This window comes from Streptomyces sp. NPDC060028 (genome assembly GCF_042736725.1).
GTDB lineage: Bacteria > Actinomycetota > Actinomycetes > Streptomycetales > Streptomycetaceae > Streptomyces.
In genome coordinates, this window is the sequence record NZ_JBHWVJ010000047.1 from 1 (window position 1) to 24,902 (window position 24,902).

The following is a 24,902-nucleotide window of genomic DNA, read 5'->3' on the forward strand; positions in this document are numbered from 1 at the left end:
CGCGGGGACACCGGCGCCCGGCCCGGCGGCGCCCGGCGGCGGGGGCGGCGGTGTGGCCGCCTTGCGCGGGGCGAACCAGTTGCCGACCGCCTCGTCCCGCGCGGCCGGCGCCGGGTTCGGCTCCGGCTCGGCGACGGGTTCGGGGGCCGGCTCGGGCTTCGGCTCGGCGGGCGTGGCGACGGGTGTGCGTACGACCACGGGCGGAATCGGCCGCGAACCCGGGATGTTGATCCGGATCCGGGTCGTCAGGGTGGTCTCGGTCTTCGGCCCGTCGGAATCGGGCGTGGACGGCTTGGCAGTCACAGAGTTCTCCTCCGGGGCGGTCGCCGCAGCGTCCGTGGACGGATACTGGCCGGTTCCATACGGCGGCGTACCCGAGGGGTAGGCGGCTCCACCGCGCCCCTTGGGCCCGGAGGACGAACTGTCGGTTTCACGACTCAAGGCAGGTTCTCCCGGTTGGCTCCGCCGCCCGTCATACCGTGCGCGGGCAGCTCGGCGGCCGGTCCACCATACTGGCCGCCGCCCGCCCGCAACTGACTCCCGGGAATGAAGGGTTCCCCTTGACCCCCTTCAAGCGCCTCCCGAGCGGCCCTCGACGGCCCGTCAACCCGCACTTCGGCGGAGTTCAGCGGCACTTCACCTGCCGGGCCGCGCGGCCGAAACCGGCCGATCCGCCGGCCCGCGCATCGTGGCACACATCACAGCCAGCACGGCCCCGCCCAAAAGGTAGGCATACATGCCGATTCCGGCAGAACTGAGCAGGAAGTCTCCTTCCGCCCTGGGCACGCCGAGCATCACGTAGGCGAGGAACCAGCCGATCACCCCCATGCCCACGCCGATCCCGGTCCCGACCGCGATCCGGCCGCCCAGGAACAGCCCGAAGAGGGCCAGCAGCGCCAGCACCAGCCCGCCCGGGAACCACAGATCCACCACGAGCCAGCCGGCCCCGCCGGTGAGCACCCCCGCGACCAACAGGCCCAGCAGGACGGCGATCCGTCCCGGCGTCAGCGTCCCGCTCATGCCCGCACCCCCGCGAAGAGGTCCCGCTCGCGCTCGCCCGCCGGGGCCCCCGGCTCGCCCGCGACCAGCTCGTAGTACTCGCGGGCGAACAGCGGCTGCGCCAGGTCGTTGGAGAGCGCGAAGAAGGGGCCGTCCACGGCGATCTGGGTGGCGTGGGCCCGCATCGCGGCCGCCTTGGCCGCCACGACGGCCTCATCTGCCGCGATCTCGGCGGTGATCCGCGCGTCGGCCACCACCCCGGGCACGTCGTCCGGCTCCGCCAGCCCCGGGAAGGGCACCTTCGCCCCGGCCCCGCGCAGCCGCTCGAAGCCCTCCTCGACGACCGAGCGCGGGACCCGGTTCCAGTAGATCTTCGCGATCTCGTGCGGGGCGCCGAGGTCGCGGCGGTACGTCGGCTCCGCGGCCAGCTCGGCCGCCCGCATGGCGACGCGGTGGGCCTGGATGTGGTCGGGGTGCCCGTAGCCGCCGTCGGGGTCGTAGGTGACGAGGACCTGGGGGCGCAGCTCGCGGATCACCTCCACGAGGTACGCCGCGGCCTCGTCGACCTCGGCGGACCAGAAGGCGCCCGGACGGCGGTTCTGCTCGGCGCCCATCATCCCGGAGTCCCGGAAGCGGCCCGGGCCGCCGAGGAACCGGTGGTCGGCGACGCCCAGTTCGGCCATCGCCGCGGCGAGCTCGCCGACGCGGTGCGTGCCGAGGGTGTCGTCACGGCCGGCCGCCAGGTGGGCGAGGCCGGGCGGGATGACCTCGCCCTCCTCTCCGAGGGTGCAGGTCACCAAGGCGACATGGACACCTTCGGCCGCGTACTTGGCCATGGTGACGCCGTTGTTGATCGACTCGTCGTCCGGGTGCGCGTGCACGAGGAGGAGGCGCCGGGCGGGAAGACCGTTCATGGGCCAAGCCTACGAGGCGAGTCCTACAGCTTGAGGCCACTGATCATGCTGGCCACGTTCGTGGTGAGCTGATCGAGCGTCGGGGCGACGGTCGAACTCGCCAGGTAGAAGCCGAGAAGTACACAGACCACCGCGTGTCCCGCCTTCAGGCCCGACTTGCGGACCAGTAGGAAGACGATGACCGCCAGCAGCACCACGGCCGAGATCGAGAGTGCCACGGCGTTTCACCTCCACGTCGAGCGGATATCGGTAGGCGTACTTGATGCTCGGCAGACTCATACCCACCGTGCGCTACGGATCATAACTATCCGTACCAGCGCATCGATCGAATTCCGGCAGCACGAGGGGCGCACGCCGCGCATGGCCGGGGGCATGAAAACGCCGACCGGGGAGCCTGTACGCCTCCCCGGCCGGCTGTCGGCACCCGCACGGCCGCACGGTCCTCAGGCTGCCCGCCCCGGATCTCGGGGCAGAAACGGTCAAGTTGCCTGCGTGTAAACCGCGTTACGGTGGCGCCTGCGGTGTCCGGACCGGCTTCACGGGGGTGGCGAGAAATGAGCGGCTGGCAGGGCCTGGCGTTGTCATTGTTCCGGCGGGTACGGGAGGAAACCACCCGTATGGCCGACATGGCCGGCCGGGGACTCACCGGGCCCGCCGGGGACCCGGACGCGAACAGCCCGGCCTGGCTGCTGTGGCACATCGCACGCGGCCAGGACCGCAATCTCTCGGAGATCGCCGGGCTCCCCCAGCTGTACGTGTCCCAGGGCTGGGCGGAGCGCTTCGGCCGCCCCGCGGACCCGTCGGACACCGGCTACGGGCACACCGCCGCGCAGGCGGCCGCCTTCCGCGGGGCCGGGGCGCCGGGCGCCGCGCTGCTGACGGGCTACCTGGACGCCGTACACGCGCGGGTGGAGGCGTACCTGGCGGCGGCACCCGCCGAGGACCACGCCCGGATCGCCCCGAGTCCCACGCTGGGCACGGCGCAGACCGTGGAGGAGCGCCTGGCCGGGCAGCTGGCGGACTCCCTGGCCCATCTCGGCCAGTTGGGCCTGCTGCTGGGGCCCGGACGGGTCACTCCTTAGTCAGCGCAGGCGGCGGCGGGGGCGGAGTCGGCGGCGGGGGCGGGGCCGCGGGCGGGACCACCTGCTTCTCGGCCGCGAAGTGGCAGGCCGAGGGGTGGGCGGCGGGCCCCGAAGGGAAGACCTCCGGGACCGCGAGCAGCGGTACCTCCACGACGCAGCGCTCCCGGGCCTTCCAGCAGCGGGTGCGGAAGCGGCAGCCCGAGGGCGGGTTGGCCGGGGAGGGTACGTCACCGGTCAGGATGATCCGCTCCCGGTGGGCGCGGGCCTGCGGGTCCGGGACCGGCACCGCGGACAGCAGTGCCTGGGTGTACGGGTGGGTGGGGTGGTCGTAGATCTGGGTGTCGGTGCCGATCTCGACGATCCGCCCCAGGTACATCACCCCGACCCGGTCCGAGATGTGACGGACGATCGAGAGGTCGTGTGCGATGAAGACGTAGGAGAGGTCGAACTCGTTCTGCAGCCGCTCCATCAGGTTGATGACCTGCGCCTGGACGGACACGTCGAGGGCCGAGACGGGCTCGTCCGCGACGATGACCTCCGGTTGCAGGGCGAGCCCGCGGGCGATGCCGATGCGCTGGCGCTGGCCGCCGGAGAACTGGTGCGGATAGCGGTTGATGTACTCGGGGTTGAGTCCGACCACGTCCAGCAGGTCCTGGACCTTGCGGCGCCGGTCGCCCTTGGGGGCCACCTCGGGGTGGATCTCGTACGGCTCGCCGATGATGTCGCCGACCGTCATGCGCGGGTTCAGCGAGGTGTACGGGTCCTGGAACACCATCTGGATGTTGCGGCGGACGGCCTTGAGGGCCTTGCCGGACAACTTGGTGATGTCCTCGCCCTTGTAGCTGATCGCGCCTGCGGTCGGGCGCTCCAGGTTGACCAGCATCTTCGCGACCGTGGACTTGCCGCAGCCGGACTCCCCGACGATGCCGAGGGTCTCGCCGGCCACCAGGTCGAAGGAGACCCCGTCGACGGCCTTGACCGCGCCGACCTGCTTCCTGACGAGGACGCCCCGGGTCAGCGGGTAGTACTTGACGAGGTCCTTCACTTCCAGAAGGGACTCAGCCATGGAGGCACTCCTTCCAGAAGTGGCAGGCGCTGGTGCGCTCCACCGGGGACTCGGTCACCCGGTACAGCGGCGGGACGTCGGTGCGGCACACCGCCCGGGCCATCGGGCAGCGGGGGTTGAAGGCGCAGCCGGGCGGGATGGCCAGCAGGTTCGGCGGCAGGCCCTTGATGGCGTACAGCTCCTGGCCCTTCTGGTCCAGGCGCGGGATGGAGTCCAGCAGGCCGCGCGTGTACGGGTGCGCGGGCGCCTTGTAGATCTCGTGGACCGGCGCCGCCTCGACGATCCGGCCGGCGTACATCACCGCGATCTTGTCGGCCACGTCCGCGACCACGCCCAGGTCGTGGGTGATCAGGATCAGGCCCATGTTCAGCTCGCGCCGGAGCTCGGCCAGCAGGTCCATCACCTGGGCCTGCACGGTGACGTCCAGGGCCGTCGTCGGCTCGTCCGCGATGATCAGCGAGGGCTCCAGGGCCAGCGCCATGGCGATCATGATGCGCTGGCGCATGCCGCCCGAGAACTGGTGCGGGTAGTCCCCCACCCGCTCCTTCGCCGCCGGGATCTTCACCCGGTCCATCAGCTCGACGGCCTTGCCCTTGGCGTCCTTGCGGGACATCCCGCGATGCACCTCGTACATCTCGCCGAGCTGCGCGCCCACGCTGAGGACCGGGTTCAGGGAGGACAGGGCGTCCTGGAAGATCATCGCCATCTCGGCGCCGCGGACCTTGCGGCGCTCGTCCTCCTTCATCTTGAGGAGGTCCTTGCCCTTGAAGAGGATCTCGCCGCCCGCGATCCGGCCCGGCGGCATGTCGAGGATGCCCATCACGGCCTGGGCGGTCACCGATTTGCCGGAGCCGGACTCGCCGAGCACGGCGAGCGTCTCGCCCTCGGCCACCGAGTAGTTGACGCCGTTGACGGCCTTGGCGACTCCGTCGCGCGTCTTGAATTCCACGTGCAGGTCGCGGACTTCGAGCAGCATGTGCGGGACTCCTCAGCGCAGCTTGGGGTCGAGGGCGTCGCGCACCGCGTCGCCGAGCATGATGAAGGCGAGCACGGTCAGGCTCAGCGCGCCCGCCGGCCAGAGCAGCATGTGCGGGGCGTTGCGGATCTGCGAGGCCGCGTTGGAGATGTCGATGCCCCAGGAGACGGTGGGCGGGCGCAGGCCCACGCCGAGGAAGGACAGCGTGGCCTCCAGCGCGATGTAGGTGCCGAGCGCGATGGTGGCGACGACGATGACGGGGGCGATGGCGTTGGGCGCCACGTGGCGGAGCATCATCCGGCCGTTGCCGGCTCCGAGGGCCCGGGCCGCCTGGACGTAGTCGTTCTGTTTGACGGTGATGACGGAGCCGCGGCCGATGCGGGCGATCTGCGGCCAGCCGAGGAGCACGATGAAGCCGACGACCGGCCAGACGGTGGTGCTGGTGACCACGGACAGGAAGACCAGGCCGCCGAGGACGACGGGGATGCCGAAGAAGATGTCCGCGACCCGGGAGAGCAGTGCGTCGCCCCAGCCGCCGAAGAACCCGGCGAGCCCGCCGAGCAGCGAGCCGAGCAGGGCGGCGCCGAGGGTGGCGCAGACGCCCACGGTGATGGAGGCGCGGGCCCCGTAGACGGTACGGGTGTACACGTCGCAGCCCTGGGTGTCGTAGCCGAAGGGGTGGCCCGGGGAGGAGCCCTGCTGCGACTTGGACAGGTCGCACTGCAGCGGATCGCCGCTCGCGATGAGCTGCGGCCAGATGGAGATGATCACGAGGAAGAGGATCATCAGCGAGGAGATGACGAAGACGGGGTTGCGGCGCAGCTGGTGCCAGGCGTCGGACCACAGGGAGCGGGGCTTCTCCTGCGGCCCCGGCCCGGTGGTCGCGTCGCCGAGGGTCTTCTCGAGGCTCTCGGCCTCGTCCAGCGCCAGATCCATGGGGCCGCCCTGGCCGGTGGGGGCGATGGCTTCTCCCTCTCCGGGTTGCAGCGGGTCGTAGGCGGGCCCGGTGTGCTCAGGCATAACGGATCCTCGGGTCCAGGACCGCGTAGAGCAGGTCGACGAGCAGGTTCGCCAGCAGGAAGACGATGACGAGGATGGTCACGAAGCCGACGACCGTCGGGGAGTTGTTGCGCAGGATGCCCTGGTAGAGCTGGTATCCGACCCCGTGGATGTTGAAGATCCGCTCGGTGACGATGGCGCCGCCCATCAGGGCGCCGATGTCCGTGCCGATGAAGGTGACGACGGGGATGAGCGAGTTGCGCAGCAGGTGGCGGGTGACGACCCGGCGGCGCGGCAGGCCCTTGGCGACGGCGGTGCGCACGTAGTCGGCCTTGACGTTCTCCGCGATGGAGGTGCGGGAGAGCCGGGTGACGTAGGCGAGGGACACCAGCGCGAGCACGATGCCGGGCAGGATCAGTTCGTTGAAGGGGGCGTCCGGGGAGACGGTGGGCCGGACCCAGCCCCATTTCACGCCGAAGAGGTACTGGAGCAGATAGCCCGTCACGAACGTCGGCACGGAGATGACGACGAGGGTGAGCACCAGCACCGAGGTGTCGACGGACTTGCCGCGGCGCAGTCCGCTGATCACGCCGAGGGTGATGCCGACGACGATCTCGAAGAAGATCGCGACGATGGTCAGCCGCAGGGTGACGGGGAAGGCGCTGGCCATCAGCTCGGTGACCGACTGGCCGTTGAAGGCCGTGCCGAAGTCGCCCTGGAAGATCTGGCCCATGTAGTGGAGGTACTGCTTCCACAGGGGCTGGTCGAGGTAGAGGTCCTTGCGGATGCGCGCGGCGGTGGCCGGGTCGGGCGCCTTGTCGCCGAAGAGGGCCGCGACCGGGTCTCCGAGCGCGTACACCATGAAGAAGATCAGGAACGTGCTGCCGATGAACACCGGGATCATCTGGAGCAGCCGCCGGATCACATAACGTCCCATGGACTGCTCCAGGATCGATCCGAAAAGTGGGTCAGCTGACCTTGATCTGGTCGTAGACGGGGACGCTGAACTGGTTGAGCGCCACGTCCGAGATCCGCTCGGAGTGTCCGGCGCTGCCGTTCTGGTACCAGAGCGGGATGGACGGCATCTGCTCGGCGAGGATCTTCTCGGCGTCCTGGAACGTGGCCGTGGCCTTCGCCGTGTCGCTCTCCCGGTTGGCCTCGTCGATGAGCTTGTCGAAGTCCGCGTTGTTGAACTTGCCGTAGTTGGACGAGGCGTTGGTGTAGTACAGCGGCTCCAGGAAGTTCTGGATCAGCGGGTAGTCGGCCTGCCAGCCGGAGCGGAAGGGGCCGGTCAGCTTGTAGCTGCTCTGCTGGTTGCGGAAGTCGGCGAAGGTGCCGACGGGGTTGACCGTGCAGACCGGACCCTCGCCCAGCGTGTTGTTGATGCTGTTGCAGACGGCGTCCATCCAGTCGCGGTGCGATCCGGTGTCCACGTTGGAGGTCAGCGTGACCTTGCCGCCGGGGAGGCCGCCCGCGTCCTGGATGAGCTTCTTGGCCGCCGCCGGGTCGAACTTGCAGGCGTCGCCGCAGAGCGTGGCGTTGAAGCCGCCCTTCTCTCCGAGGGCCGGCGAGGTCCAGTCCTTGGCGGGGGTGCGGGTCTCGCGGAAGATCTGCTTGGTGATCTCGTCGCGGTTGATCGCCATGGAGATGCCGCGGCGGACCTTCTCCATGCCTTCCTTGTTCCACTGCGGGTCGTACAGCGGGAAGGTGAGGGTCTGGATGATGAGGGCCGGCTGGTTGATGTAGCGGTCGCCGAGGTCGTTCTTGACGTTCTTCAGCTGCTGCGCCGGGATGTCGTCGACGAGGTCGAGGTTGCCGGAGATCAGGTCGGTGTAGGCGGTGTTGTTGTCGGTGTAGACCTTGAGGTCCACGCCGCCGTTCTGCGCCTTGTCCTCGCCGGGGTACCCGTCCCACTTGCGCAGCTTCATGCCGGTGCCCTTGGTGTACGAGTCCACCGTGTACGGGCCGTTGCCGACGGGCTTGTTCAGCCATCCGGCGTGGTCGCTGAAGAAGCTCTTGGGCAGCGGGGAGAAGGCCTGGTAGCCCAGCGTCACGGGCCAGGTGGAGAACTTCTCCTTCAGGGCGACCGTGAAGGTCTTGGGGTCCTTGACGACCAGGCCGGACATCGTCTTGGCCTTGGGCTCGCCCGACGCCGGGTGCAGGTCCGCGTAGCCGACGATGTCGGAGAAGAACGGCGAGTTGTTCTGCTTGTTGCGGACGTCCGCCCCGTAGTTCCAGGCGTCCACGAAGGACTGCGCGGTGACCGGCTCGTCGTTGCTGAACTTCCAGCCGTCCTTCAGCGTGATCGTGAAGTTCTGGCTGTCGGTCGTCTCGATCTTCTCGGCGAGCATGTTCTTGGCCTCGCCGGTCTTCGGGTCGTACCGCTTCAGACCCCGGAAGAGCATGTCGAGGACCTTGCCGCCCTGCACCTCATTGGTGTTGGCCGGCTCCAGCGGGTTCTGCGGGTCACCCCAGGAGGAGCTGACGATTCCCGCGGCCCCGCCCCCGCCGCTGTCGCTTCCGCCGCCGCAGGCCGTCGCCGCGAGGGCGACGGCCACCGCACATGCGGCCCACTTGGCGTGGGTGGCTCCGCGCATGGAGTGCCTCCTACTGGGTCCCAAGATTCACTTGGGGCCAATGTCACCCCATGAGGGGTTCCGTGCACTCATGGTTGGACCGATTGCACCCGCTCGCCGAGCGCCTGTCACCCCTGCGAGTGCAAAGGGAGCTCCCAGGTGTCGACCGCGTAGTGCAGCGCCATGCCGTGCGCCTCGTACAGCGCCAGCGCGCCGGTTTCGTTGTGGGTGTCCACGCCGAGACCCAGGGTGTCGCGGCCGCGCGCCGCGTGGGCGGCGAAGCCGTGGCGCAGCAGGTACGCGCCGATGCCGCGGCCGCGCAGGTCCTCCCGTACGCCGAGGTGGCTGATCCAGGCCATGCTGGTGCGGTCGTCGCGGGTCAGCAGGACCCCGACGTCACCGTGGCCGGGCAGGGCGGCGATCCAGACCAGCGACCAGTCCAGGCGCCGGCCGTCGATGTGGTCCAGCCAGGGCTCGTACGGGCGCGCCACGTGGCCGTGGTGCGCGGTGAAGGTCTCCTCGATCAGGGCGTGGGCCCGGCGGCGGTCGGCCGCGTCGGCTCCGCAGTGGCGCAGGGTGAGTCCGGCGGGCGGGGCCGGGGCAACGGCGGCGGCCTCGTCGAGCGCTCGGGTCATCACCTGGTAGCGGCGTACGCTGCGGTAGCCGCGGGCGGCGAGGAGGCCGAGGTCGAGGGTGGGCTCCGCGTTGAGCTGGAGCCGCAGCCGGCCCTCCCGCTCCCCGCCGTTCATCACGTGGGCCCGGGCCTCCATCAGCTCCAGCAGCCGGGCGGCGGCCTCGTCGTGGCCGGGCAGCACGTAGTGGTCGCAGTCGATGCGGCCCGGCCCCGAGTCGGCCCAGACCAGGCCGTAGGCGACGAGCCGTCCGTCGGCGAAGGCGAGCCAGGAGTCGGCGGCGAGGTCGACGTCGGGGTGCAGGAGGTCGGCCTCGACGGTACCCAGGTCGGTCTCCGGGCGGCCGATCTCGAACACGTCCACGGCGTTGAGCAGGGCGCAGACGTCCGCGGCGTCCCCGGGCCCGGCGGGCCGTACGGTCAGCGTGATGGGCATCGGCCCACTCTCCCCCCGCGCGGCGGGCGGGTGCAACCGGCTTTCCCGCCGCGGAGGTACGGGCGTACGGGCATAGGGGCATACGGGGGCGAACGCCAGGACGCCCGGCACCGGAGAGATCCGGTGCCGGGCGCCCTGGGCGGTACGCCTGCGCGGGGGTCAGACGGCCAGGACGGCCTTCTCCTCGGCGAAGTGGCACGCAGACTCGTGCGCGGCCGGGGTGTCCACGCCCTGGAAGCGCTGCGGGATCGCCAGCAGGGGCTCCTCCGTCGAGCACTTCTCCTCGGCCTTCCAGCAGCGGGTGCGGAAGCGGCAGCCCGAGGGCGGGTTGGCCGGGGAGGGGACGTCACCGGTCAGGATGATCCGGTCGCGGTGGGCGCGGGCCTCCGGGTCCGGAACCGGCACGGCGGAGAGCAGCGCCTGGGTGTAGGGGTGCGTCGGGTGCTCGTAGATCTCGGCGTCGGAGCCGATCTCGGCCATCTTGCCGAGGTACATGACGCCCACGCGGTCCGAGATGTGCCGGACGATCGACAGGTCGTGCGCGATGAAGAGGTAGGAGAGGTTGAACTCGTCCTGGAGCTTCTCCATCAGGTTGATGACCTGGGCCTGCACCGACACGTCGAGCGCGGAGACCGGCTCGTCGCAGATGATGATCTCCGGGTTGAGCGCGAGGCCGCGGGCGATGCCGATGCGCTGGCGCTGACCGCCGGAGAACTGGTGCGGGTACCGGTTGATGTACTCCGGGTTGAGGCCCACGACGTCCAGGAGCTCCTGGACCTTGCGGCGCCGGTCGCCCTTGGGAGCCACCTCGGGGTGGATCTGGAACGGCTCGCCGATGATGTCGCCGACCGTCATGCGCGGGTTCAGCGAGGTGTACGGGTCCTGGAACACCATCTGGATGTTGCGGCGGACGGCCTTGAGGGCCTTGCCGGACAGCTTGGTGATGTCCTCGCCCTTGTAGAAGACCTCGCCGGCGGTCGCCTTCTCCAGGCTCATCAGCAGCTTGGCGACGGTGGACTTGCCACAGCCGGACTCGCCGACGATGCCGAGGGTCTCGCCCCGGTAGAGGTCGAAGGAGACGCCGTCAACTGCCTTGACCGCGCCGACCTGCTTCTTGAGCAGGACACCCTGGGTCAGCGGAAAGTGCTTGACCAGGTTGCGGACCTGGAGGATCGGCTCGCGCTCGGGGGCGTTTTTGGTGAGCTCAGCCATGGATCTGCTCCTTCCAGAAGTGGCACGCGCTGGTGCGGCCGGCCATCTCGGTGCCGTCCTGCTCGGTCACCGGGTGCAGAACCGGCACGTCGGTGCGGCAGATGTCCTGCGCCTTCGGGCAGCGCGGGTTGAAGGCGCAACCCGAGGGGATGTTCAGCAGGTTGGGCGGCAGGCCCTTGATGGCGTAGAGCTCCTGGCCCTTCTGGTCCAGACGCGGGATCGAGTCCAGCAGACCGCGGGTGTACGGGTGCGCCGGACGCTTGTAGATCTCGTGGACCGGGGCGTTCTCGACGATCCGGCCGCCGTACATGACGGCGATCTTGTCCGCGACGTCGGCGACGACGCCGAGGTCGTGGGTGATCAGGATCAGACCCATGTTCATCTCGCGCTGGAGCTCCGCGAGCAGGTCCATGACCTGGGCCTGGACCGTCACGTCGAGAGCCGTGGTGGGCTCGTCGGCGATGATCAGGTCGGGCTCCAGGGCCATCGCCATGGCGATCATGATGCGCTGGCGCATACCGCCGGAGAACTGGTGCGGGTAGTCACCCACGCGCGCCCTGGCGGCGGGGATCTTCACCCGGTCCATCAGCTCGATGGCCTTGGCGGTGGAGTCCTTCTTGGACATCCCGCGGTGCACGCGGAACATCTCGCCGAGCTGGGCGCCGACGGTGTGCACCGGGTTCAGCGAGGACAGCGCGTCCTGGAAGATCATGGCGATCTTCTGGCCGCGGACCTTGCGGAACTCCTCGGCCGGGAGCCTCAGCAGGTCGGTGCCCTGGAAGAGGATCTCGCCGGACGGGATCCGGCCGGGGGGCATGTCCAGGATGCCCATGATGGCCTGCGCCGTCACGGACTTGCCGGAACCCGACTCGCCGAGGACGGCGAGGGTCTCGCCGGCGTTCACGGAGTAGGAGACTCCGTTGACCGCCTTGGCGACACCGTCGCGGGTGTGGAACTCGACGTGCAGGTCTCGCACTTCGAGCAGGGGGATGTCCTCCGGCGCCGAACGGGGCGCGGGGACATTCGAGGTCTTGTCGATGATGGTCAACGTACGCCCTTCCTCAGCGCAGCTTCGGGTCGAGGGCGTCGCGGACCGCGTCGCCGACCATGATGAACGCGAGCACGGTGATGCTCAGCGCGGCGGCCGGGAACAGCAGCACGTGGGGAGCCTGCAGCCAGCGGACGGAAGCGTCGCTGACCATGAGGCCCCAGGAGATCTCCGGAGGCTGGACGCCGATGCCGAGGTACGACAGGGCCGCCTCGGCGGAGATGTACACACCCAGGCTGATCGCGCCGACCACGATGACGGGGGCGACGGCGTTCGGCAGGATGTGCCGGGTCGTGATGCGCAGGGTGCCGGCGCCGAGGGCGCGGGCGGCCATCACGTAGTCGTTGTTCTTGTTCGCCAGGACCGAGGACCGCATGATGCGGTAGATCTGCGGCCAGCCCAGGGTGGCGAGGACCAGGGAGACGGTCCAGGCGTTGCCCTTGAGGCCGGACATGATCAGCATGCCGCCGAGGAGCAGCGGAATGGCGAAGAAGATCTCGGTGAAGCGGGACAGGATGCTGTCGACGATGCCGCCGGCCCAGCCGGCCACCAGGCCGAGCGCGCCGCCGACGACGATCACCAGGGTCGTGGTGGTGACACCGACGATGACCGAGTTCCGGGCCGCCCACACCGTACGGGTGTAGATGTCGCAGCCCTGGATGTCGAAGCCGAACCAGTGGTCCGCGCTCGGGGTCTTGAGCGAGTTCTGCAGGGTGCAGGCGGTCCCCTCGAAGGGGCTGCCGTCGGTGAACCACTGCGGCACCACGGACAGCACCAGCATGACCAGCACCAGGAACGCACCGATCAGGAAGATCGGGTTGCGGCGCAGGTCGTACAGGGCGTCGGACCAGAGGCTGGCCTCGCGGTCCTTCTTCTTGCCGGACTTGGGAGCCTGGGCGGGCGCGGTGCTCGCGGAGGAGGTCCCTGCGGCGGTCTGGGTGTCGGGCAACTCGTCCCCCACCGTAGTCGTGTCACGCATAGCGGATCCTCGGGTCGAGCACGGCGTAGAGCAGGTCCACGACCAGGTTGGCGATGAGGTACACGAGGACGAGGAGGGTGACGACACCCACCACGACGACGCCCTGCTTCTGGTAGACGTACATCGCCAGCGTGCCGCCGATGCCGTGGATGTTGAAGATCTTCTCGGTGATGACCGCACCGCCCATGAGGGAGCCGAGGTCCGCACCGAGGAAGGTCACGATCGGGATCAACGCGTTGCGCAGCGCGTGGTTCACGACGACGCGGCGGCGGGGCAGGCCCTTCGCGGTGGCGGTGCGCACGTAGTCGGCGCGCATCGTCTCCATCAGGCTGGTACGGGTCAGTCGGGCCACGTACGCGAGCGAGGTCGAGGCGAGCACGAAGGCCGGGAGGAGGTACGCCCGGATGCCGTCGGACTCGTTGAAGGAGACGGGGAAGAAGTCGATTCCCCAGCTGTTCTTGAGCTGGACGCCCAGCGTCAGCTGGAGCACGAAGCCGGTGACGAACACCGGGATCGAGATGACCATCAGCGTGGAGATCAGCACCAGTTGGTCGATGAACTTGCCCCGGCGCAGCGCGGCCATGACGCCCGCCGCGACGCCGACGACGGCCTCGATGACGAACGAGATCAAGGCCAGGTTGATCGTGTACGGGAAGGCCTCGGTGATGAGGTCGAGAACCTTGCGGCCCTGCAGGGTCTCACCGAAATCGCCCTGGAACAGGCCCGTGAAGTAGTTCCAGTACTGGAGCAGGAACGGGTCGTCGAGGTGGTATTTGTCGCGCAGCATCGCGGCGACGATCGGGTCGGCCTTCTTGTCGCCCGCGAGCGCCTGAATGGGGTCGCCAGGCAGGAAGAAGCACAACCAGTAAATGAGGAGCGTGGCGCCGATCAGTACAGGGATCGCCTGTATGAGGCGGCGGATGAGGTAGCGGCCCATCAGACCTCCAAGCAGAAGAACAGGGGGAAGGGGCAGGCAGGCGGAATCCTGATTCCGCCTACCCGCCCCCGGTGTCCCCTTGGTGAAGAGGGGTGTTAGTTGAGCTCGACGTTCGCCAGGTCCATACGGCCCTGCGCGTCGACCTCGACGTTCTTCACGGTCTTGGAGTAGGCCGAAGAAGACATGTAGGTGAAGACCGGGATGTACGGAAGGTCCTTGATGATCACGTCATCGGCCTTCTGGTACAGCTTCAGCCCCTCGGCGGCGTCGGTGGCCGTGTCGGCCTGCGCCATGAGGCCCTCGAACTCCTCGTTGACGTAGCCGCCGTAGTTGGAGCCGTTCTCGATCGCGACCTTCGAGAAGATCGGACGCAGGTAGTTCTCCGCCGCCGGGTAGTCCATGGACCAGCCCATGCGGAAGGCGCCCTTGTACTTCTTCGCCTGGAGGTCGTCCAGCATGTCACCGAACTTGGTGAACGGCTTGGCGGTGACCTCGATGCCGAGGTTCGCCTTCAGCTGGTTGGCGACGGCCTCGATCCACTCCTTGTGGCCGCCGTCGGCGTTGTAGCCGATCTCCAGCTTGGCGCCCGGGAGGCCACCCGCCTGGGTGTAGAGCTCCTTGGCCTTCGCCGGCTGGTAGGTCGCGACCTCGCCCAGCGCGCCCTTGCGGTAGCCCGGGATGATCGGGCTGATGAAGTCGTCCGCCGGCTTGCGGGTGCCGTTGAAGATGGTCTTCGCGATGGTTTCCCGGTCGATGGCCATGGAGATCGCCTTGCGGATCTCCACCTTGCCGAAGGCTTCCGGGTTGGTGGCGATCGGGAGACCGATGTAGCCGACAGCCGACTCGGGCTTGTAGATGTAGCGGTCGCCGAACTCCTGGGAGACGGTCGCCAGCGCCGAAACGGGGAGCTTGTCGACGATCTGGATGGTGTCGGCGCGCAGGTCGTTGTACGCCGTGTCCAGGTTGTCGTAGATCTTGAAGGTGACGCCGTCGAGCTTGGCGCGACCCTCGGCCGGGTACTTGTCGTACTTCTTGACCTTGATCTGCTTGTTGTGCTCCCAGGCGCCGTCCATCTGGAAGGGGCCGTTGCCGATCGGGGACTCGCCGAACTTCTTCGGGTCGGCCTCGAAGGCGGCGGGCAGCGGGTAGAAGGCGGTGTAACCCAGCATCGTCTTGAACTGGGAGAACGGGGCCTTCAGCGTGACGGTGAAGGTCTTCTCGTCGACGACCTTCAGGCCCTTGAGCTCGGTGGCCGTGGGCTTCTTCTCCTTGCCCGGAGCCAGCTCCTGGGAACCCTCGATCTTGTCGAAGAAGGGCAGGCTCTCCGCGGCGTTGTCCTGGTTCGCGCCCCAGTTCCACGCACGGACGAAGGACTTGGCGTCGACCTTCTCACCGTTGTGGAAGGTGTAGCCGTCCCTGATCTTGATCGTCCAGGTCTTCGAGTCCGTGGTCTCGATGGACTCGGCTACCGCGAGCTTCGGCTCGTTGGTCTTGTTGTCGTACTTGACCAGACCGGTGAAGACCGCGTTCAGGACCTCGGCACCCTCGGTCTCGGCCGTGTTCTGACCCACCAGGCCGTGCTGCGGCTCGCCGAGCACCACGGTGATGTTGCCGCCGGACTTGCCGCCGGACTTCGAGTCGCTACTGGTGCTGCAAGCCGTCGCGGCCATGGCCACGATGACGGCACCCACGACCCACTTGGCGCTCGTTGCTCCGCGCATGGGTAATTGCCTCCTCAGGAGTCACTGTCGATACGTGAAGGGAACCGGCCCCGCTGACACCCCTGACAGCGAAATCCGGGCCCATCGTGTGTGCTCGTGAGTCGACGCTCCCCACAGCGTGTGACCCATTGACCCGAGCTCAATGGAGCCATCCTCAGGGAAGCCATGACCGTAAACCACACTTAAGTGGTCTCGTTTTCACAACATCGTCTTGTGTCGAAAACCCGAAATCCGGACAAACGGATAGGAGACAGACACGTGCGAAACGGACGGTTAGCTCACCTTCCGGAGTGTCACGGTCGGTATGCGGACACCTGAACGTATAAATCCGCTTGACAAAAGCGAACAGCCCTTCCCGTCACAGAGTCCGTGACGGGAAGGGCTGTTGCGGGGTGAGGCGGTTTGCTACTTGGCGGACTTGGCGCGCGACGCGGTGCGCGAGCGGTCCTTCTGGTCCAGGACGACCTTGCGGATGCGGACCGCCTCCGGGGTCACCTCGACGCACTCGTCGTCGCGGCAGAACTCCAGGGACTGCTCAAGGGAAAGCTTGCGGGGCGGCACCACGTTCTCGGTGTTGTCCGCGGAAGCCGCACGCATGTTGGTGAGCTTCTTCTCCTTGGTGATGTTCACGTCCATGTCGTCGGAGCGCGAGTTCTCGCCGACGATCATGCCCTCGTACACCTCGGTGCCGGGGTCGGTGAACAGGACGCCGCGCTCCTGCAGGTTGATCATCGCGAACGGCGTGACCGAGCCCGAGCGGTCCGCGACCAGCGAACCGTTGTTACGGGTGACCAGCGGGCCGAACCACGGCTCGTGACCCTCGTGGATGGAGTGGGCGATGCCGGTACCGCGCGTGCCCGTGAGGAACTCCGTACGGAAGCCGATGAGACCGCGCGACGGGACGACGAACTCCATGCGGACCCAGCCGGAGCCGTGGTTCGACATGTTGTCCATGCGGCCCTTGCGGACGCCCATGAGCTGCGTGACCGCGCCCATGTGCTCCTCGGGAACGTCGATCGTCATGCGCTCGACCGGCTCGTGCACCTTGCCGTCGATCTCCTGCGTGACCACCTGCGGCTTGCCGATGGTCAGCTCGAAGCCCTCGCGGCGCATCTGCTCGACCAGGATGGCGAGCGCGAGCTCACCACGGCCCTGGACCTCCCAGGCGTCCGGGCGCTCGGTGTCGAGGACGCGGAGCGAGACGTTACCGACCAGCTCGCGGTCCAGACGGTCCTTGACCTGGCGGGCGGTGACCTTGCGGTCCTTGACCGCGGACTTGGCGTCCGCGCCCTTGCCGCTGCCGCCACGGCCGACCATCGGGGAGGTGTTCGTACCGATGGTCATGGAGATGGCCGGCTCGTCCACCGAGATCAGCGGAAGGGCGATCGGGTTCTCCGGGTCGGCCAGGGTCTCGCCGATCATGATCTCGGGGAAGCCGGCGACCGCGCAGATGTCACCCGGGCCCGCCACCTCGGCCGGCTTGCGGGTGAGCGCCTCGGTCATCATCAGCTCGGTGATGCGGACGTTGGACATCGAGCCGTCACGCTTGATCCACGCGACGGTCTGGCCCTTGCGCAGCTCGCCCTGCTCGACGCGGACGAGCGCGATGCGGCCGAGGAAGTTGTCGGCGTCCAGGTTGGTGACGTGGGCCTGGAGGGGCGCCTCCTCGTCGTACACCGGGGCGGGGACGTGCTCCAGGATGGTGGAGAAGAACGGCTCCAGGCTGTCGCTGTCGGCCGGGACGGTGCCGTCCTCCGGCTTGGTCAGCGAGGCAACGCCGTCACGGCCGCAGGCGTAGACGATCGGGAACTCGATCTGGTCCTCGTCCGCGTCCAGGTCCAGGAAGAGGTCGTACGTCTCGTTGACGACCTCGTCGATCCGGGAGTCCGGGCGGTCGGTCTTGTTGATGCAGAGGATGACCGGCATCTTCGCCTGCAGGGCCTTGCGCAGGACGAAGCGGGTCTGGGGCAGCGGACCCTCGGAGGCGTCCACCAGCAGAACGACGGCGTCCACCATCGACAGACCGCGCTCGACCTCACCACCGAAGTCGGCGTGGCCGGGGGTGTCGATGATGTTGATCGTGATCGGGGCCCCGCCGTCCTTGGGGTGATACTTCACCGCCGTGTTCTTGGCGAGGATCGTGATGCCCTTCTCACGCTCCAGGTCGTTCGAGTCCATCATGCGGTCGTCGAGGTGCTGGTGGGCGGCGAAGGCACCGGCCTGCTTGAGCATGGCATCGACGATGGTCGTCTTGCCATGGTCGACGTGGGCGACGATGGCGACGTTACGGATGTCGTGGCGCGTGGGCACTTCGGCGCTTCTCCCGGGATCGTGGATGGCGACGCGTACGGCCTGGCACGCGCGCCTCGACCGGGCGAAAACCTGCCACGGCCTTACCCCATCGTACGTCGCGTGGCGGGAACCGCCTGCCGGGGGGTCTGTCAAGAGGCCGGACGAATGAGCAGAGCCGGATGCGGGGTGGGGGGTCCCGGCTCTGGGTGAAGCCTGTGTTCATGCGGGTCAACGGGCATCCACGACCTTGCCCGCCGGCGATCCGGCGGGCAAGGGACTTGAGTCACATCTGAGCTTGCGGGGCGCAGGTCAACCTGTCTGGCACCTGTTTGTCACTACTTCTTCTTCTCGGCCTTCCCGGCGTCCGCCGCGGTCGGCGGCTTCTTCCAGCCGATGTCCTGGAACCGGGGGGCGCCGAGGCCGAAGGCGCCCGCGTTGGCCAGCGAGGGCTTTACGGCGACCAGCTCGGGGCGCTGGTAGAGCGGGATGGATCCGGCGGCGGCCCAGATGCGGGCGTCCGCCTTGCGCATCAGCTCGCGGGACTCGTCCTCGTCCAGCTCGGACACCGCCTCGTCGAAGAGCTGGTCGATGTGGTCGGTGCCGACGCGGGTGTAGTTCTGTTCGACGAGGAGCGAGCCGTCGGCGGCCGGCTCCGGCTTGGCGAAGATGGGGCGGGCGTCGGTGGCGGGGTAGGCGGTCGCCGGCCAGGAGTAGAGGGCCAGGTCGTACTGGCCCGAGGCGATGTGGTCCTTGAAGAAGCTCTCGTCGGCCACCTTGGTCAGCTCGGTGTTCACGCCGACCTTCTGGAGCATCTGGGCGATCCGCTCGGCGACCGTGCGCAACGACTCCGAGCCGGGGCCCGAAGGCAGGACGAAGCGCAGGGTGAGCGGCTTGCCGTCCTTGGCGAGCATCGAGCCGGAGGTACGGACGGCCTGCTTGGCCGGGGCCGGGCTGACCGGGGCGGGTCCGGCCGCCGGCTCGGCGTCCCGGGCCGGGCTGCGCTTGCCGTCGTCGACGGCGTCGGCCGCCGCCGCCGTCTCGGCCTGGGTGAGGATCAGGGCCCGCTGCTGCGCCGCCATCGGGGCGGGGGCCAGTACCGGGGAGGGCTGGGCGCCCTGGGCGAAGCGGTCGGCGTCGACGATCTCCCCGTCGGATGCGTAGAGCCCCTCGGGGAGGTCCGAGCCCATGAGGCTCTCCGGACCCTCGTGGTCGCCGATGTGGAAGCGCCGCGCCGCGGGCCTGGCCGCCAGGGGTCCGGCGACGAGTCCGGCGAGCGGTCCGGAGGCGGGCTTGCCCGCCGCCGGACCGGCCGCCGCCGGCCTGCCCGCCGTCGGGGGCTTGTCGTCGCCGTTGCGCTCGTCGTCCTGGCCGACGATGTAGAGGCCGTCGTTGCCGGTGCCCGGCCCCGACGGGGTCTTCGAGTCGTCCGCCGCCTTCTCGTTCTCCGGGCCCGCCTTCGCGCCGGCCGGCTGGGTGAGCTTGCCGCCCCGGCGCCAGCCCGCGTCCGCGAGCAGCGCCTGGGCCGCCTGGGTGTCCTGGCCGCCGAGGGCGTCGCTGTTGTCGGCGTACGCCCGCTGCCCGGCCAGTGCCACGTGGCTGCCGACGGGGTTCGCCGGGAGGCCGAGGGGCTTCAGTACGATCTCGGCCAGCGTCCGGCGGTCCAGCGCCCGGGCCACCGCCCGGCGCACCCGCTCGTCCGAGAGGGGCCCGGAGGCGCCGTTCAGCGCGAGCTGGGTGTAGGCCGGCTCCAGGGACTTGCGCACGGTGAAGGCGCGCAGGCCCTGCTGCTCGGCGGCGTACTTCTTCACCGCGTCGGCGTTCTTCTGACGGGTCTCCTGCTCCGTCTTGGCGACGCCCTCGTCGGCGCCGAAGGCCCGCGCCCACGACAGCGTGGCCTGCGCCGCCGACAGGGAGGCGGCCGGGCCGTGCGAGCCGCCCGCGTGTCCGGCGTCGCGGTGGGCCAGCGTGATCCGGTCGGCGACCGCGCGGTCGACCTCCGCGAGGTCCACCTTCCCGGCCGCCAGCGCCGCGGGCCGCTCGGAGCGGGGCACGGCGGTCAGGATCAGGGAATCCAGCTTGGCCGGACGGCCCCACCAGCGCGGGTTGCGGGTCAGGGCGGCGGTGCCGGTCTTCTTGTCGATGGCCCCGAGGCCGAAGGGTCCGGCGGTGACCTTCAGGGTGCCGCGCGCCCCCTCGTTGAAGGCGTCCGGGGTGCCGGTGACCTGCTTGGGGTAGAGCGGGCTGAAGAGGGAGCGCCAGTCCGCGTACGGCTTGACGAAGGTGACCTTGACCTCCAGGTCGGTCTTGCCGCGCTCGATCTTCTCGATCCGCTCGTAGCCGGCGTTGCGCGCCGTCCAGTACGCCGAGTCCTTGCCGTTCAGGGCCCGCCACTGCGCCACGAAGTCGGCCGCGCCGATCTCCCGGCCGTCGCTCCACACCGCCTGCTGGTTCAGCTTGTAGACGACGACCTGCTTGGGCTCCCGCGCGACGACCTCCGCCTTCTCCAGGTAGTCGGGATTGGCCACCGGCCGCCCCTTGGCGTCCAGGACGAACAGCTGCGGCAGCACCGCCCCGGCGATGCGGGTGGTGGTCGCGTCCGCGTCCGCCTGGAAGGTGTTCAAGGTGTCCGGGAGGGTGTCCACGGCCCAGCGCAGCACGCCGCCGTCGGCCACCTTCTCGCGGGCCGTGGTCGCGATGTCCTGGCCCGCGGCGGCCGGGCCGCCCTCGTCTTCACCCGCACCACAGCCCGCGAGCAGCGGCAGTGCGAGGACTCCCGAGGTGAGGAGCGCCAAGGACCTGCGCCTTCTCTGGGACATGGGTGGTACCTCCGGGGCAGGGCGTGGGGGAGCTTGATCACGTTCGGCGGTATATGGAGCTGATCACACTGGATGTCGAAACCCACTGAAATCGACGGGCCGCCGCACCCCTCGCACCGGCCCCACGCCACGCCGCGAACCCCACCCGTGCGGACCAATCCCGCTTGCGCGGCGGACCTGCGTTCCCCCGGGAGAGGGATGAGAATGGGGTGCAGGGAGGGGCGCACGTTTCACGCCTGCGCGCCCGCAATTCCTGCACGTCCCTTCACAACCGGGGACGGGAGGCGCGACACTCGCAGGCGCACATGAGCGTTGCCACCGCACCTGCGGAAGTGAGGGCAAATCATGTCCCTGCAAGACGACCTGAGTGCCGTACGGCGCAACCTGGACGAGCTGACCCGCAAGGTCGAGCAGCTGGAACAGCAGGCGAAACGGCAGAAGCCGACGCCGCCCGCGCCGGATCCGTCCCGGATGGTGACCATCCCGGACACCCCGTACGACAACGCGCTGTGGACGGACACCGACGACGAGGGCCTGGGCGCGCGCGACCGCCACGCCCCCTGACGCCGGCCACCCCCGCCCGAGCCGCGGACCCGCTCCCCCATCTGGCCCGGCCGCCGTCCACGGCGGCCGGGTCTCCTGGGCCACCCCTCATCACTCCACCCGGAGTCCCTCTTGGCCACAGGCACGGACTTGCCACCCTCCAACCGGCCCCGGCAGCGGCCCGACGGCGTCCACGACGCCTCCCGGGCCGCCATCGCGGCCCGGCACCTGCGGACGGACCGGTGGTGGCTGGCCCCCGCCGGCACCGCTGCCGGGCTGCTCGCCTTCATCGTCTACTCGACCTGGCGGGCCTTCGCCAACGCCGACTACTACGCGGCCCCTTACGTCTCGCCCTTCTACTCCCCGTGTCTCGCGGAGAACTGCGAGACGATGCGCGGCGGCCCGAACCTCGACCTGTTCGGCTCCTGGTGGGGCCTGTCGCCCGCCCTGCTGATCCTGGTCTTCCCGCTCGGCTTCCGGCTGACCTGCTACTACTACCGCAAGGCCTACTACCGGGGCTTCTGGGCCTCGCCGCCCGCCTGCGCCGTCGCCGAGCCGCACGCCTCGTACACCGGTGAGACCCGCTTCCCGCTGATCCTCCAGAACATGCACCGGTACTTCTTCTACGCCGCACTGCCGGTCGCGGGCATCCTCACGTACGACACCGTGCTGACCTTCCGCAACGACCGCTACGAGTGGGGCCACATGGGCCTCGGCACCCTGCTGTTCGTCACCAACATCGTGCTGATCTGGGCGTACACGCTGTCCTGCCACTCCTGTCGGCACATCATGGGCGGCCGCCTGAAGCACTTCTCCAAGCACCCCGTGCGCTACCGCCTGTGGGGATGGGTCAGCCGCCTCAACTCCCGCCACATGCTCCTGGCGTGGGCCTCGCTGATCAGCGTCGCCCTGTGCGACCTGTACGTGTACCTGCTGGCCAGCGGCGCCTTCACCGACCCGAGGATCTTCTGAGATGGCTCAAGTGGAACGGCAGCAGTGGGACGTGGTCGTCGTCGGCGCGGGCGGCGCCGGCCTGCGGGCCGCGATCGAGGCCCGGGAGCGGGGCGCCCGTACGGCCGTGATCTGCAAGTCCCTCTTCGGCAAGGCCCACACGGTGATGGCGGAGGGCGGGATCGCCGCCTCCATGGGCAACGTCAACGAGGGCGACAACTGGCAGGTGCACTTCCGCGACACGATGCGCGGGGGCAAGTTCCTCAACCAGTGGCGGATGGCGGAGCTGCACGCCAAGGAGGCCCCGGACCGGGTCTGGGAGCTGGAGACCTGGGGGGCGCTCTTCGACCGCACGCCCGACGGGAAGATCTCCCAGCGCAACTTCGGCGGTCACGAGTACCCGCGCCTCGCGCACGTCGGCGACCGGACCGGCCTGGAGCTGATCCGCACCCTCCAGCAGAAGATCGTCCAGCTCCAGCAGGAGGACTTCAAGGAGTACGGGGACTACGAGGCGCGGCTCAAGGTCTTCCAGGAATGCACGGTCACCCGGGTCCTGAAGGACGGGGGGAAGGTCTCGGGGGCCTTCTGCTACGAGCGCGAATCCGGGCGGTTCTTCGTCCTGGAGGCCCCCGCGGTGGTGCTGGCCACGGGCGGGATCGGGAAGTCCTTCAAGACCACCTCGAACTCCTGGGAGTACACGGGCGACGGCCACGCGCTGGCGCTGCTCGCGGGCGCGCCCCTGCTGAACATGGAGTTCGTGCAGTTCCACCCGACGGGCATGGTCTGGCCCCCGTCGGTGAAGGGCATCCTCGTCACCGAGTCGGTCCGCGGCGACGGCGGGGTGTTGCGCAACTCCGAGGGCAAGCGGTTCATGTTCGACTACGTCCCGGACGTCTTCAAGGAGAAGTACGCCGAGTCGCAGGAGGAGGGCGACCGCTGGTACGAGGACCCGGACCACAACCGGCGCCCGCCCGAGCTGCTGCCCCGCGACGAGGTGGCCCGGGCCATCAACTCCGAGGTCAAGGCGGGCCGCGGATCCCCGCACGGCGGGGTCTTCCTGGACGTGTCCACCCGGATGCCCGCGGAGCGGATCCGCCGCCGGCTGCCGTCGATGTACCACCAGTTCAAGGAGCTGGCGGACGTGGACATCACCGCCGAGCCGATGGAGGTCGGCCCGACCTGCCACTACGTGATGGGCGGGATCGCGGTCGACTCGGACACCGCCGCCACGGTCGGGGTCCCGGGGCTGTTCGCCGCCGGCGAGGTCGCGGGCGGTATGCACGGCTCGAACCGCCTCGGCGGCAACTCCCTCTCCGACCTGCTGGTCTTCGGCCGCCGGGCCGGGCTGCACGCGGCGGGGTACGCCGCCGGGGAGGCGGGCCGGCTCCCGGTCGTGGACCAGGCCCGGGTGGACGAGGCGGCCGCGGAGGCGCTGGCTCCGTTCCACGCCGCCGAGGGCGCGGAGAACCCGTACAGCCTCCACCAGGAACTCCAGACGACCATGAACGACCTCGTGGGGATCATCCGCCGCGAGGGCGAGATGGCCGAGGCGCTGGAGAAGCTCGCGACCCTGCGCGTACGGGCGTCGCGGGCAGGGGTCGAGGGGCACCGGCAGTTCAATCCGGGCTGGCACCTGGCCCTGGACCTGCGGAACATGCTGCTGGTCAGCGAGTGCGTGGCCCGCGCGGCCCTGGAGCGCACCGAGAGCCGCGGCGGCCACACCCGGGAGGACTGCCCGGCCATGGAGCGGTCCTGGCGCCCGGTGAACCTGCTGTGCCGGCCGGTGGACCCCGCTCCCGCGGACGGGGGCGAGGGAGCCCGGATCGAGCTGACCCGCGTCCGCACCGACCCCATCCGACCCGACCTGCTCGCGCTCTTCGAGAAGGAAGAGCTGGTCAAGTACCTCGCCGAAGAGGAGCTCTACGAGTGACTACCTACGATGCCGCGTTCAGGATCTGGCGGGGCGACGCGGAGGGCGGCGAGCTGCGGGACTTCACCGTGGAGGTGCACGACGGGGAAGTGGTCCTGGACATCGTCCACCGGCTCCAGGCCACCCAGGCCTCGGACCTCGCGGTGCGCTGGAACTGCAAGGCGGGCAAGTGCGGTTCGTGCAGCGCGGAGATCAACGGACGGCCGCGGCTGCTGTGCATGACGCGCATGTCCACCTTCGACCGGGCCGAGACCATCACCGTCACCCCGCTGCGCGCCTTCCCGATCGTCCGGGACCTGGTCACCGACGTGTCCTTCAACTACCACAAGGCGCGGGAGATCCCGGCCTTCGTGCCGCCGGCGGGGGTGGCCCCGGGCGAGTACCGGATGCAGCAGGTGGACGTGGACCGCTCGCAGGAGTTCAGGAAGTGCATCGAGTGCTTCCTGTGCCAGGACACCTGCCACGTGGTGCGTGACCACGAGGAGAACAAGACGGCCTTCGCCGGGCCCCGCTTCCTGATGCGGGTGGCGGAGCTGGACATGCACCCCCTGGACGCGGCGGCGGAGAGCGGCCTGGACCGCAAGCGCACGGCCCAGGAGGAGCACGGGCTGGGCTACTGCAACATCACCAAGTGCTGCACCGAGGTCTGCCCGGAGGGCATCAAGATCACCGACAATGCGCTGATCCCGCTGAAGGAGCGGGCCGTGGACCGCAAGTACGACCCGCTGGTCTGGCTGGGCGCCAAGATCCGGCGGCGCAGCGACCCCCTGTAGTTCACTTCGCGGTGGACAATG

At 69.3% G+C, this 24,902-nt stretch carries 21 protein-coding genes and 1 pseudogene; 5 read left to right on the forward strand and 17 right to left on the reverse strand.

Features of this window, described 5'->3' with window-relative positions:
- The 4 genes and pseudogenes from ACFWBF_RS22795 to ACFWBF_RS22810 form a co-directional block, all read right to left on the reverse strand.
- Positions 1-441 (reverse strand): annotated as a pseudogene (locus ACFWBF_RS22795) (hypothetical protein); the annotation flags it as partial.
- 195 nt (positions 442-636) lie between these two features.
- Positions 637-1,020 (reverse strand): DUF6113 family protein, encoded by a 384-nt coding sequence (locus tag ACFWBF_RS22800; protein ID WP_385604836.1) that lies wholly within the window; start codon positions 1,018-1,020, stop codon positions 637-639.
- On the reverse strand, positions 1,017-1,913 hold the full coding sequence (gene mshB, locus ACFWBF_RS22805; protein ID WP_385604839.1) for an N-acetyl-1-D-myo-inositol-2-amino-2-deoxy-alpha-D-glucopyranoside deacetylase: 897 nt from the start codon (positions 1,911-1,913) through the stop codon (positions 1,017-1,019). The genes ACFWBF_RS22800 and mshB overlap by 4 nt, the downstream gene beginning before the upstream one ends.
- 23 nt (positions 1,914-1,936) lie before the next feature.
- A complete protein-coding gene (locus tag ACFWBF_RS22810; protein WP_385604842.1) occupies positions 1,937-2,131 on the reverse strand; it encodes a hypothetical protein in 195 nt (64 codons plus the stop codon).
- A gap of 336 nt (positions 2,132-2,467) precedes the next feature.
- On the opposite strand from ACFWBF_RS22810, the gene ACFWBF_RS22815 reads away from it, so the two are divergent.
- Entirely contained in the window at positions 2,468-2,995 is a 528-nt protein-coding gene (locus ACFWBF_RS22815) for a DinB family protein (protein WP_385604845.1), read from the forward strand.
- On the opposite strand, the gene ACFWBF_RS22820 is transcribed toward ACFWBF_RS22815, so the two are convergent.
- The 13 genes from ACFWBF_RS22820 to ACFWBF_RS22880 all read right to left on the reverse strand — a co-directional run bounded on the left by ACFWBF_RS22820 (position 2,985) and on the right by ACFWBF_RS22880 (position 20,684).
- A complete protein-coding gene (locus ACFWBF_RS22820; protein ID WP_385604848.1) occupies positions 2,985-4,061 on the reverse strand; it encodes an ABC transporter ATP-binding protein in 1,077 nt (358 codons plus the stop codon). The two genes, ACFWBF_RS22815 and ACFWBF_RS22820, sit on opposite strands and share 11 nt — an antisense overlap.
- Complete coding sequence (locus ACFWBF_RS22825; protein WP_385604851.1) at positions 4,054-5,037, reverse strand: ABC transporter ATP-binding protein; 984 nt, start codon at positions 5,035-5,037, stop codon at positions 4,054-4,056. Before ACFWBF_RS22825 ends, ACFWBF_RS22820 begins: the two co-directional genes overlap by 8 nt.
- Before the next feature lie 12 nt (positions 5,038-5,049).
- Positions 5,050-6,057 (reverse strand): ABC transporter permease, encoded by a 1,008-nt coding sequence (locus ACFWBF_RS22830; RefSeq protein ID WP_385604854.1) that lies wholly within the window; start codon positions 6,055-6,057, stop codon positions 5,050-5,052.
- Positions 6,050-6,973 (reverse strand): ABC transporter permease, encoded by a 924-nt coding sequence (locus ACFWBF_RS22835; protein ID WP_385604856.1) that lies wholly within the window; start codon positions 6,971-6,973, stop codon positions 6,050-6,052. Before ACFWBF_RS22835 ends, ACFWBF_RS22830 begins: the two co-directional genes overlap by 8 nt.
- A gap of 31 nt (positions 6,974-7,004) precedes the next feature.
- A complete protein-coding gene (locus ACFWBF_RS22840) occupies positions 7,005-8,633 on the reverse strand; it encodes an ABC transporter substrate-binding protein (RefSeq protein ID WP_385604859.1) in 1,629 nt (542 codons plus the stop codon).
- 107 nt (positions 8,634-8,740) lie between these two features.
- Positions 8,741-9,679 carry a GNAT family N-acetyltransferase gene (locus ACFWBF_RS22845; protein ID WP_385604862.1) on the reverse strand — a complete coding sequence of 313 codons (939 nt, stop codon included), beginning with the start codon at positions 9,677-9,679 and terminating at the stop codon, positions 8,741-8,743.
- Between the two features lie 159 nt (positions 9,680-9,838).
- Entirely contained in the window at positions 9,839-10,891 is a 1,053-nt protein-coding gene (locus ACFWBF_RS22850; protein ID WP_385604865.1) for an ABC transporter ATP-binding protein, read from the reverse strand.
- The gene (locus tag ACFWBF_RS22855) at positions 10,884-11,939 is read right to left on the reverse strand and encodes an ABC transporter ATP-binding protein (RefSeq protein WP_385604868.1); all 1,056 of its coding nucleotides are present in this window, start codon (positions 11,937-11,939) and stop codon (positions 10,884-10,886) included. Before ACFWBF_RS22855 ends, ACFWBF_RS22850 begins: the two co-directional genes overlap by 8 nt.
- 13 nt (positions 11,940-11,952) lie before the next feature.
- Positions 11,953-12,918, reverse strand: coding sequence for an ABC transporter permease (locus ACFWBF_RS22860; RefSeq protein WP_385604871.1), 966 nt, complete (start codon positions 12,916-12,918; stop codon positions 11,953-11,955).
- Positions 12,911-13,855 (reverse strand): ABC transporter permease, encoded by a 945-nt coding sequence (locus ACFWBF_RS22865; RefSeq protein ID WP_385604874.1) that lies wholly within the window; start codon positions 13,853-13,855, stop codon positions 12,911-12,913. The genes ACFWBF_RS22860 and ACFWBF_RS22865 overlap by 8 nt, the downstream gene beginning before the upstream one ends.
- A gap of 95 nt (positions 13,856-13,950) precedes the next feature.
- A complete protein-coding gene (locus ACFWBF_RS22870; protein WP_385604877.1) occupies positions 13,951-15,576 on the reverse strand; it encodes an ABC transporter substrate-binding protein in 1,626 nt (541 codons plus the stop codon).
- Positions 15,577-15,981: 405 nt separating this feature from the next.
- Positions 15,982-17,886: a translational GTPase TypA gene (gene typA / locus ACFWBF_RS22875; protein ID WP_385604880.1), complete on the reverse strand. Its 1,905-nt coding sequence runs from the start codon at positions 17,884-17,886 to the stop codon at positions 15,982-15,984.
- A 317-nt stretch (positions 17,887-18,203) separates the two neighbouring features.
- A complete protein-coding gene (locus ACFWBF_RS22880; protein WP_385604883.1) occupies positions 18,204-20,684 on the reverse strand; it encodes an ABC transporter family substrate-binding protein in 2,481 nt (826 codons plus the stop codon).
- Positions 20,685-21,029: 345 nt separating this feature from the next.
- Here ACFWBF_RS22880 and ACFWBF_RS22885 point away from each other — a divergent pair, with 345 nt between their 5' ends.
- The 4 genes from ACFWBF_RS22885 to ACFWBF_RS22900 all read left to right on the forward strand — a co-directional run bounded on the left by ACFWBF_RS22885 (position 21,030) and on the right by ACFWBF_RS22900 (position 24,881).
- Positions 21,030-21,248: a hypothetical protein gene (locus ACFWBF_RS22885; protein WP_385604886.1), complete on the forward strand. Its 219-nt coding sequence runs from the start codon at positions 21,030-21,032 to the stop codon at positions 21,246-21,248.
- 111 nt (positions 21,249-21,359) lie between these two features.
- Positions 21,360-22,199: a hypothetical protein gene (locus ACFWBF_RS22890; protein WP_385604889.1), complete on the forward strand. Its 840-nt coding sequence runs from the start codon at positions 21,360-21,362 to the stop codon at positions 22,197-22,199.
- Between the two features lies 1 nt (position 22,200).
- Positions 22,201-24,108, forward strand: a complete 1,908-nt coding sequence (locus ACFWBF_RS22895; RefSeq protein WP_385604892.1) for a fumarate reductase/succinate dehydrogenase flavoprotein subunit — start codon at positions 22,201-22,203, stop codon at positions 24,106-24,108.
- Entirely contained in the window at positions 24,105-24,881 is a 777-nt protein-coding gene (locus ACFWBF_RS22900) for a succinate dehydrogenase/fumarate reductase iron-sulfur subunit (RefSeq protein ID WP_385604895.1), read from the forward strand. Before ACFWBF_RS22895 ends, ACFWBF_RS22900 begins: the two co-directional genes overlap by 4 nt.
- Positions 24,882-24,902 lie beyond the last annotated feature (21 nt).

Excerpts from the sequence above, each read along its gene's own strand:
- ACFWBF_RS22800 (WP_385604836.1), bottom strand. The coding sequence starts at position 1,020 with ATGAGCGGGACGCTGACGCCGGGACGGATCGCCGTCCTGCTGGGCCTG.
- mshB (WP_385604839.1), bottom strand. The coding sequence starts at position 1,913 with ATGAACGGTCTTCCCGCCCGGCGCCTCCTCCTCGTGCACGCGCACCCG.
- ACFWBF_RS22815 (WP_385604845.1), top strand. The coding sequence starts at position 2,468 with ATGAGCGGCTGGCAGGGCCTGGCGTTGTCATTGTTCCGGCGGGTACGG.
- ACFWBF_RS22820 (WP_385604848.1), bottom strand. The coding sequence starts at position 4,061 with ATGGCTGAGTCCCTTCTGGAAGTGAAGGACCTCGTCAAGTACTACCCG.
- ACFWBF_RS22825 (WP_385604851.1), bottom strand. The coding sequence starts at position 5,037 with ATGCTGCTCGAAGTCCGCGACCTGCACGTGGAATTCAAGACGCGCGAC.
- ACFWBF_RS22830 (WP_385604854.1), bottom strand. The coding sequence starts at position 6,057 with ATGCCTGAGCACACCGGGCCCGCCTACGACCCGCTGCAACCCGGAGAG.
- ACFWBF_RS22835 (WP_385604856.1), bottom strand. The coding sequence starts at position 6,973 with ATGGGACGTTATGTGATCCGGCGGCTGCTCCAGATGATCCCGGTGTTC.
- ACFWBF_RS22840 (WP_385604859.1), bottom strand. The coding sequence starts at position 8,633 with ATGCGCGGAGCCACCCACGCCAAGTGGGCCGCATGTGCGGTGGCCGTC.
- ACFWBF_RS22845 (WP_385604862.1), bottom strand. The coding sequence starts at position 9,679 with ATGCCCATCACGCTGACCGTACGGCCCGCCGGGCCCGGGGACGCCGCG.
- ACFWBF_RS22850 (WP_385604865.1), bottom strand. The coding sequence starts at position 10,891 with ATGGCTGAGCTCACCAAAAACGCCCCCGAGCGCGAGCCGATCCTCCAG.
- ACFWBF_RS22860 (WP_385604871.1), bottom strand. The coding sequence starts at position 12,918 with ATGCGTGACACGACTACGGTGGGGGACGAGTTGCCCGACACCCAGACC.
- ACFWBF_RS22865 (WP_385604874.1), bottom strand. The coding sequence starts at position 13,855 with ATGGGCCGCTACCTCATCCGCCGCCTCATACAGGCGATCCCTGTACTG.
- ACFWBF_RS22870 (WP_385604877.1), bottom strand. The coding sequence starts at position 15,576 with ATGCGCGGAGCAACGAGCGCCAAGTGGGTCGTGGGTGCCGTCATCGTG.
- ACFWBF_RS22880 (WP_385604883.1), bottom strand. The coding sequence starts at position 20,684 with ATGTCCCAGAGAAGGCGCAGGTCCTTGGCGCTCCTCACCTCGGGAGTC.
- ACFWBF_RS22885 (WP_385604886.1), top strand. The coding sequence starts at position 21,030 with ATGTCCCTGCAAGACGACCTGAGTGCCGTACGGCGCAACCTGGACGAG.
- ACFWBF_RS22895 (WP_385604892.1), top strand. The coding sequence starts at position 22,201 with ATGGCTCAAGTGGAACGGCAGCAGTGGGACGTGGTCGTCGTCGGCGCG.